The 8,785-nt window shown below is 72.9% G+C and carries 8 protein-coding genes; 6 read left to right on the forward strand and 2 right to left on the reverse strand.

Translation table 11 applies throughout. The annotated features are described in order from the left end of the window. Positions 1–19: 19 nt before the first annotated feature. Positions 20–844 carry a hypothetical protein gene (locus ACIGXW_RS25270; RefSeq protein ID WP_399575104.1) on the reverse strand — a complete coding sequence of 275 codons (825 nt, stop codon included), beginning with the start codon at positions 842–844 and terminating at the stop codon, positions 20–22. A gap of 45 nt (positions 845–889) precedes the next feature. On the opposite strand from ACIGXW_RS25270, the gene ACIGXW_RS25275 reads away from it, so the two are divergent. The 4 genes from ACIGXW_RS25275 (at position 890) to ilvD (ending at position 5,439) form a co-directional block, all read left to right on the forward strand. Further along, positions 890–1,822 carry a Ppx/GppA phosphatase family protein gene (locus ACIGXW_RS25275; protein ID WP_071962360.1) on the forward strand — a complete coding sequence of 311 codons (933 nt, stop codon included), beginning with the start codon at positions 890–892 and terminating at the stop codon, positions 1,820–1,822. Positions 1,823–1,987: 165 nt separating this feature from the next. Beyond that, positions 1,988–2,812, forward strand: coding sequence for a sugar phosphate isomerase/epimerase (locus ACIGXW_RS25280; protein WP_071962347.1), 825 nt, complete (start codon positions 1,988–1,990; stop codon positions 2,810–2,812). Continuing rightward, positions 2,809–3,441 (forward strand): TetR family transcriptional regulator, encoded by a 633-nt coding sequence (locus ACIGXW_RS25285; protein ID WP_399575105.1) that lies wholly within the window; start codon positions 2,809–2,811, stop codon positions 3,439–3,441. Before ACIGXW_RS25280 ends, ACIGXW_RS25285 begins: the two co-directional genes overlap by 4 nt. A 147-nt stretch (positions 3,442–3,588) precedes the next feature. Further along, positions 3,589–5,439, forward strand: a complete 1,851-nt coding sequence (gene ilvD / locus ACIGXW_RS25290) for a dihydroxy-acid dehydratase (RefSeq protein WP_399575106.1) — start codon at positions 3,589–3,591, stop codon at positions 5,437–5,439. A gap of 97 nt (positions 5,440–5,536) precedes the next feature. Here the strand turns inward: ilvD and ACIGXW_RS25295 are convergent, their stop codons facing one another. Beyond that, positions 5,537–7,711, reverse strand: a complete 2,175-nt coding sequence (locus ACIGXW_RS25295) for a serine/threonine-protein kinase (RefSeq protein ID WP_399575107.1) — start codon at positions 7,709–7,711, stop codon at positions 5,537–5,539. 139 nt (positions 7,712–7,850) lie between these two features. Here ACIGXW_RS25295 and ACIGXW_RS25300 point away from each other — a divergent pair, with 139 nt between their 5' ends. Further along, positions 7,851–8,102, forward strand: a complete 252-nt coding sequence (locus ACIGXW_RS25300; protein WP_360915913.1) for an SH3 domain-containing protein — start codon at positions 7,851–7,853, stop codon at positions 8,100–8,102. Positions 8,103–8,144: 42 nt separating this feature from the next. Next, a complete protein-coding gene (locus ACIGXW_RS25305) occupies positions 8,145–8,672 on the forward strand; it encodes a hypothetical protein (RefSeq protein ID WP_071962352.1) in 528 nt (175 codons plus the stop codon). The last annotated feature ends 113 nt before the right edge of the window (positions 8,673–8,785 follow it).

Genomic DNA, 8,785 nt, shown 5'->3' on the forward strand with positions numbered 1-8,785 from the left:
GGCTCGCGGCGGCGAGCCGTCAGCGGGCGTCGGCGGGGTGCGGAGCCATCGGCAGCAGCGCGGCCATGCGCTCCTCGCACAGCTCCACCAGCCGCGCGTACCCCTTCTTGCCCATGAGCTCGATCAGCTCCGCCCGGTACGTCACGTACACCGGCTCACCGGCACCGTGCGCGGACCGCGCCGACGTGCACCACCAGTGCAGGTCGTGGCCGCCCGGGCCCCAGCCGCGCCGGTCGTACTCGCCGATCGTGACCTGCAGCACCTGGGTGTCGTCGGGCCGGTCGATCCAGTCGTACGTCCGCCGCACCGGCAGCTGCCAGCACACGTCGGGCTTGGTCTCCAGCGGCTCGCGGCCCTCGCGCAGCGCCAGGATGTGCAGCGAGCAGCCGGCGCCGCCGGCGAAGCCCGGGCGGTTCTGGAAGATGCAGGAGCCCTGCCAGCGGCGGGTCTGCCGCTCGCCGTCGTCGTCGAGCTGCGTCCACCCGGACTCCGCGCCCACGTCGTGGAACTGCCAGATGTCCGGCGTGAGCCGGGCCACGTGCCCCGCGACGCGCTGCTCGTCCTCCTCGTCGGAGAAGTGCGCACCGAGCGTGCAGCAGCCGTCGTCGGCGCGGCCCGCCTTGATGCCCTGGCAGCCGCTGCCGAAGATGCAGGTCCAGCGGGAGGTCAGCCAGGTCAGGTCACAGCGGAAGATCTGCTCCTCGTCCGCCGGGTCGGGGAACTCCACCCAGGCGCGGGCGAAGTCCAGCCCCACCTCGTCGGGAGCGCTTTTCACCTTGTTCTTCGAGCCCGCCGAACCCGCGCCCCGCGCTTTGTCCGGTTTGGCCTTCTTCGTCTTCGCCACCCCTCAAGCGTAAGTGCCCCGAGGGGCAGCAGTAGCGTTCAGGCCATGAGACTCGGTGTCCTCGACGTGGGTTCGAATACGGTCCACCTGCTGGTGGTCGACGCGCACCCCGGTGCCCGCCCGCTGCCGGCCCACTCCCACAAGGCCGAGCTGCGCCTGGCCGAACTGCTCGACGAGGGCGGCGCGATAAGCGACGCCGGCGTGGAGAAGCTGATCGCGACCATCCACGACGCCCTCCAGGCCGCCGAGGACAAGGGCGTCGAGGAGGTCCTCCCCTTCGCGACCTCCGCGGTCCGCGAGGCCACCAACGTCGACGCCGTCCTCGCCCGCGTCCAGGAGGAGACCGGCGTCACCCTCTCGGTGCTCTCCGGCCCCGAGGAGGCCCGGCTCACCTTCCTGGCCACCCGCCGCTGGTTCGGATGGTCGGCCGGAAAGCTCCTTGTGCTCGACATCGGGGGCGGTTCCCTGGAGATGGCCTACGGCCTCGACGAGGAGCCGGACGTCGCCGTCTCCCTCCCCCTGGGCGCCGGCCGCCTCACCTCCGGGTGGCTCCCCGGCGACCCGCCCGACCCCACGGAGGTACGGGCGCTGCGCCGCCACGTCCGTGCGGAGATCGCCCGCAACGTCGGCCTCTTCGCGCGGCACGGCACCCCCGACCACACCGTCGCCACCTCCAAGACCTTCAAGCAGCTCGCCAGGATCGCCGGCGCCGCCCGCACCGCCGAAGGCCTCTACGTCCAGCGCACCCTCGACCGCCAGGCCCTGGAGGAGTGGGTGCCGCGCCTCGCCGGCATGAGCGCCAAGCAGCGCGCCGGGCTGCCCGGCGTGTCGGAGGGGCGGGCGCGCCAGCTGCTCGCGGGCGCGCTCGTCGCGGAGGCGGCGCTGGACCTGTACGGGCTGGACGAAGTGGAGATCTGCCCCTGGGCGCTGCGCGAAGGCGTCATCCTGCGCCGGCTGGACCACCTGCCCACGACGTGACGCGCGCCCGCCCACGGCGAGCGCCGGTACGCGCGGCGCGCGGGCCCAGGGCGCGCGCCGCCGCGGCGGGACGGCCGGTGCGGCGGCCCGGCGTGACGGATCACGCATGCCCCGCTTGCGAGACCACCTGCCCGCCGCCGGAGGGGCGGGCATACGCTGTCCCTCGTGACAGAGCCAGTGGTGCGCATTCCGGATGCGAAGATCGCCCTGTCCACTGCATCGGTCTACCCCGAGTCGACGGCGACGGCCTTCGAGATCGCCGCTCGTCTGGGATACGACGGTGTCGAGGTCATGGTGTGGACCGACCCGGTCAGTCAGGACATCGACGCGCTGCGTCGCCTGTCCGACTACCACCGGGTGCCCATCCTGGCCGTGCACGCCCCTTGTCTGCTCATCACACAGCGCGTCTGGTCGACGGACCCCTGGGTCAAGCTCCAGCGCGCCCGCGCCGCCGCCGAGAAGCTCGGCGCGACGACCGTCGTGGTGCACCCGCCGTTCCGGTGGCAGCGCTCGTACGCGCGCGACTTCGTCCGCGGCGTGTGGCGGATGGCGAACGAGACCGACGTCAGGTTCGCCGTGGAGAACATGTACCCCTGGCGCTACCGCGACCGCGAGATGCTCGCCTACGCGCCCGACTGGGACGTCACCAAGGACGACTACCGCCACTTCACCGTCGACCTGTCCCACACGGCGACCGCCCGGACGGACGCCCTCCAGATGGTCGACCGGATGGGCGACCGGCTCGCCCACATCCACCTCGCCGACGGCAACGGCTCCGCCAAGGACGAGCACCTCGTCCCCGGGCGCGGCAAACAGCCCTGCGCCGAGCTGCTGGAACGTCTCGCGGTCAGCGGCTTCGACGGCCACGTCGTGATCGAGGTCAACACCCGGCGCGCCATGTCGGCCGCCGAGCGCGAGGCCGACCTGGCCGAGGCCCTGGCCTTCACTCGCCTGCACCTCGCCTCCCCGACGGGCGTGCCGAGACCATGACCGAGCCCGCAGCCCGCCCCCCGGCCCCGAAGAAGCGCGGCCGCCCCGCCCGTACGGACGCCGGAAGCGGCCCCGGCGCGCGCGAGCGCATCCTCACGGCCGCCCGCGCCGAGTTCGCCGAGCACGGCTACGACAAGGCCTCCATCCGGGGCATAGCCAAGGGCGCCGGCGTCGACCCCGCGCTGGTGCACCACTACTTCGGCCCGAAGGAACAGATCTTCGCCGCAGCCGTGGAAGCGGCCGCCGCCCCCGCCTTCGGCGCGCCCGACGCCCTCGTCGAGGGCGGCCCGGAAGGCGCGGGGGAGCGACTGGCCCGCTTCGTCCTGGGCATGTGGGAGGACCCGGTCACCCGCGAGCCGTTCCTCGCCATCCTCCGGTCGGCCGTGGCCAACGAAACCGCGGCCGGGATCTTCCGCGACCTGATGGCCAGCAGGGTCATGCTGCGCATCGCCGCCGAGCTGGGCGGCGGCCCCGACGCCCAGCTGCGCTCCGAGCTGGCGGCGGCACAGCTGGTCGGCGTGGCCATGCTGCGCTACGTCATCAAGATCGAACCCCTGGCGTCCGCGGACCTCGAACAGCTCGTCGCCATGACGGGCCCGGCCGTGCAGCGCCACCTGACGGGCGCCTGAACCCACCCTCCCGGCGGACCCGGCCGGCGCACCGCCCTGCGTCTCGCATCCCGGAAACCCTGTCCGGATCTTGGATCACCGGCGTAGGCTCGGAGACCCCGGAGAATGCCAGAGTTCCCGGTCACAGGATTCGAGGAGTGGAGCAGGATGCCCGAGCTGAGGTCCCGCACCGTCACCCACGGCCGCAACATGGCGGGCGCGCGAGCCCTTCTGCGGGCCGCGGGCGTAGAGCGCGAGGACTTCGGCAAGCCGATCATCGCGGTGGCCAACAGCTTCACCGAATTCGTGCCCGGCCACACCCACCTGCAGCCGGTCGGCCGGATCGTCTCCGAGGCCATCAAGGCCGCGGGCGGCATCCCGCGCGAGTTCAACACCATCGCCGTCGACGACGGCATCGCCATGGGCCACGCCGGCATGCTCTACTCGCTACCCTCCCGCGACCTGATCGCCGACTCGGTCGAATACATGGCCGAGGCCCATTGCGCCGACGCGCTGATCTGCATCTCCAACTGCGACAAGATCACGCCGGGCATGCTCATGGCCGCCCTGCGCCTGAACATCCCCACCGTCTTCGTCTCCGGCGGCCCGATGGAGGCCGGCCAGGCCACGCTCGTGGACGGCACCGTCCGCAAGCTGGACCTGATCAACGCCATCGTGGACGCCGTCAACGAGAACGTCTCGGACGAGGACGTCCTGCGCATCGAGGAGAACGCCTGCCCGACCTGCGGGTCCTGTTCCGGCATGTTCACCGCCAACTCGATGAACTGCCTCACCGAGGCCATCGGACTGTCCCTGCCCGGCAACGGCTCGGTGCTCGCCACCCACACCGCCCGCAAGGCCCTGTACGAGAACGCCGGCCGCACCGTCGTCGAGATCACCAAGCGCCACTACGAGCAGGGCGACGAGTCCGTCCTGCCGCGCAACATCGCCACCCGTGCGGCCTTCGAGAACGCCATGGCCCTCGACATCGCCATGGGCGGCTCCACCAACACGATCCTGCACCTGCTCGCCGCCGCCCAGGAGGCCGAGCTCGACTACGACCTGACCGACATCGACGCCGTCTCGCGCCGCGTCCCCTGCCTCGCCAAGGTCGCCCCCAACGTCGCCCCCGGCGGCACGTACTACATGGAGGACGTCCACCGCGCCGGCGGCATCCCCGCCATCCTGGGCGAGCTCTACCGCGGCGGACTCCTCAACGAGGACGTCCACACCGTCCACTCCGCCACGCTCGCCGACTGGCTCAAGACCTGGGACGTGCGCGGAGGCTCCCCCTCCGCCGAGGCCGTCGAGCTGTGGCACGCCGCCCCCGGCTGCGTCCGCTCCGCCACCGCCTTCTCGCAGTCCGAGCGCTGGGAGTCCCTCGACGTGGACGCGGCCGGCGGCTGCATCCGCTCCGTCGAGCACGCCTACTCCAAGGACGGCGGACTGGCCGTCCTCAAGGGCAATCTGGCCGTCGACGGCTGCGTCGTGAAGACCGCCGGCGTCGACGAGTCCATCTGGACCTTCGAGGGCCCGGCAGTGGTCTGCGAATCGCAGGACGAGGCCGTCGAGAAGATCCTCTCCAAGGCCGTCAAGGAAGGCGACGTCGTCGTCATCCGCTACGAGGGCCCGCGCGGCGGCCCCGGCATGCAGGAAATGCTCTACCCCACGTCCTTCCTCAAGGGCCGCGGCCTGGGCAAGACCTGCGCCCTGGTCACCGACGGCCGCTTCTCCGGCGGCACCTCGGGCCTGTCGATCGGCCACGCCTCGCCCGAGGCAGCCTCCGGCGGCACCATCGCGCTCGTCGAGGACGGCGACCGCATCCGCATCGACATCCCCAACCGCTCGATCGAACTCCTCGTCCCCGACGCCGAACTGACGGCCCGCCGCGAGGCGCTCGGTGGCACGTACGCCCCGAAGAACCGCGAGCGCAAGGTTTCGGCGGCGCTGCGCGCCTACGCGGCCATGGCCACCAGCGCCGACAAGGGCGCGGTCCGCGACGTCAGCAAGCTCGGCTGACGCCGGCGATTCCGGCCGACCGAGGACCGGCCCGTGATCCCGGCCGGCCGAGGACCGGCCCGTCCGGCACTCGTAGGCACCGCGCGCGGCGCGGTGCCTACCGCCACCCGGCGGGGTTGAGCCCGTTCACCGCGAACACCGTCCCGTCCGGCGCCGCCCCGAACACCTTCCCGTCCGCCACCACCGGCGCCGGGAGCAGCTCCAGCAAGCCCCGCCCGGCCCTCGCCAGGCGGGGCGACGTCTGTCCGAGCAGGGTGCCCTGCGTCGTGTCCACGGCCAGCAGCCGGCCGTCGGCGGCGGAGAAGTACAGCCGCTTCTCGCCCGCCACGAGCGCCGAAGCGTTGGCCACGGACGTCTCCAGCCGCCAGTCGGCCACCGACCTGTTCGTGTTCAGCGCGGTCAGCCCCCCGTCCGAGGACAGCAGATAGACCGAGTCGCCCTTCGCCACGACGCTCGTGGCCTCGAGGGGCGTGGAGAGCGGCACCCTGCGCTCCCGCCCGATGCCCGGGGCGTACCGGACGACCGCCGAGACGCGCGTATGGGAGTCGCTCTCGGTGAGATAGAGGGCGTCCTGCGGCCCGGTGCCGACCGTGGTCAGATTGCCGTCCCCGGTCCACTGCCACAGCGTCGAGCCGCGCACGGCGTCGATGGCGACGACCGCGGTCCGCCGGCCGTCGGGCGCGGCCGCGACGGCGTAGGCGGGCCCGCTGCCGTAGAAGGAGAAGACGGGCTTGATGCCACCGGGCAGGGCGTGCCGCCAGAGCTGCCGGTTCGTCCCGCCGTCGACGGCCGTGACCGTGCCGTCCGCCGCGACCAGCAGCACCGTGTCGCCCGCGTGGTAGATCCGCCCGCCGAACGCCGACACATCACGCGTCCAGCGCGGCTCACCGGTGGCGGGGTCGAGCGCCGACAGCTCCCGCTTGTCCGGGGAGAGCGCGTGGATCAGCCCGCCGGAGACGAAGGGCGCGCTCGGCGCACCCCCGCCCGGCCGCTGCGCGGTGGCCGCCCGCCGCCACGCCACCTTGCCGTCGGCGGCATCGATCCGGGCCGCGTGCACCCCGCGCGCGGAGCAGTAGAGGGCGCCCGACGCGTACGTACAGAAACCCGCGCGCACCTCGCCGCTCCCCGCGGCGTCCGCGGGTACGGACGTCTCCCACGGCTGCCACGCGGACCCGGCGGGATTGGGCCGCGTCTGCAGCGGCTGCCTGCCCAGCCCGTCGACCTGATGCACCGCCCACGTCCCTCCCACCCCCAGCGCCACGACGGCCGCAGCGGCCACGGCGAGCCAACGGGCCCGCGGAAGCCGCGAACGACGCGGGCCGGAGGGGGTGCCGTGCGGCTCATCGGCGATGCGCGCACTGTCGAGCGGCTCCGCAGGCCCGGCCGACGACACGCGCTGCGCCGGCAGTGCGGACGACGAGCCGGACGGCGAGGCGGACGGCGACGAGGGGGCGAGCGGCACCATCCCCATGATCACGTCGGGGGTCGGCCGGTCGGCGGGCTCCTTCGCCAGACAGGCGCGGATCAGCGGGACGAGGTCCTCGGGCACGCCCGTCAGATCCGGCTCGTCGTGCACCACCTGATACGCGACGATGTACGGACTCTCCGACTCGAACGGCCCCCGCCCCGTCGCCGCGTGCACCAGCAACGACGCCAGCGCGAACACGTCCGCCGCCGGCCCCACCTCGCGCGGGCGCTGGAACTGCTCCGGCGCCATGAAGGGCGGCGTGCCGATGAGCTTCCCGGTCTCGGTGCGCAGCTCACTGTCGTACGGGCGGGAGATGCCGAAGTCGATGACCTTCGGCCCGTCCTCGGCGAGCAGCACGTTGCTCGGCTTCAGATCCCGGTGCACCACCCCGGCGCGGTGGATGTCCCGCAGCGCCTCCGCGAGCCCGGCCGTCAGCCGCCGCACCTCGTCCGGGCTCAGCGGACCGTTCCGCTTCACCCGCTCGGACAGCGTGGGGCCGGGGATGTAGAGGGTGGCCATCCAGGGCCGCTCGCCGTCCGGATCGGCATCGACGACGGGCGCCGTGAACGCGCCGCTCACCCGCCGCGCCGCCGCGACCTCCTGCCGGAACCGCGCCCTGAACTCGGGATCCGCCGCGTATTCGGCGTGCACCACCTTGACCGCGAGCCGCAGCCCCGAGGCCGAGCGCGCCAGGTGCACCACACCCATGCCGCCGGAACCGAGACGCCCCTCGAGCCGGTACTGCCCCGCCTGCTCCGGATCGTCCGCTTCCGGGCCCGTCCCGGCACTGCGCAGCGGCGGCATGCCCCCACCCCCGTGTCACCTGTGTCAATCGGCCGATTTCGGCGCCTGCGGAGCCTAATCGATGGGACAGCCGGGACCCGGGAGGCGTGCCGCGCGTTGCTAGCCTGCACATGTCATTCACCTCACGGGGGAGAGCACCATGACGTATTACGCGATCGCACCCGGCCACCAGGTCAACGTCCGCCGGGGCCCGAGCACCGACAGCGAGCTGGTCAAGGTCCTCCCGACGGGTTCCAGCGTGCCGATCCGCTGCCAGACCCGGGGCGAAACCGTCTCCGGCCCCTGCGGCACCACCGACGTCTGGGACTGCATCGCGCCGGGCCAGTACGTATCCGACGCGTATGTGAAGACGGGCAGCAGCGGCTACGTCGCCGCCCCCTGCTCCGGCTGAGCCCTCCCGGGGCGGACGGTGTCCGGTGGCGATAATCGACGTATGAGCGATGAGCACCAGGCAGCGACCGCCCCACGGCCGGAGCCGATCCGGTTCTTCGGTACGACCTGGGTCGACCACGACGGCGGCTACGCCCTCCGGCGGGCCGGCGTCGCGCTGGGCTCGCTGGCCGCGGCCGCGGCGGGCGCCTTCGTCCTGCGCCTCGGCTACGAGGGCCTGGCCATCGCGAAGGTGGGCGGCCTGGTCAACGCCATGGTCGTCGTGGCCTTCGCCGTGTGCAGCGCCATCGCGTTCCGCCGCACGTGGGAGAGCTTCGTACGACGCCCGGACGCGGAGTCGAGGGACACGGCGCGCGAGCGCTCGATGCGCAACCTCCTGATGATCGGCTTCATCGGCGCACTGCTCGCCTACTTCTTCCGGTCCCTCGTCGAGGCGCCGGGCGAGAAGCTCCACAGGGCCGAGTACGACGAGGCCCGCACCCGCTACGAGCGCCGCCGCACCACCCGCACGGGCAACCCGGCGGCCAGGGCCCCGAAGGGCGGCCCGAAGGGGCGGCGCAAGCACCCCTGAACGTCGTGTAGAGTTCTCCGAGTTGCCACGGGGTCCGCGAGGACGCCGGGGCGGCCACTCGAGTCGCATCGGCGGCAATCACCACTGCACGGTCCCTGAACGGGAAGTATTTC

It is taken from the genome of Streptomyces sp. NPDC053079 (assembly GCF_044546695.1).
In the GTDB taxonomy this organism is placed as follows: domain Bacteria; phylum Actinomycetota; class Actinomycetes; order Streptomycetales; family Streptomycetaceae; genus Streptomyces.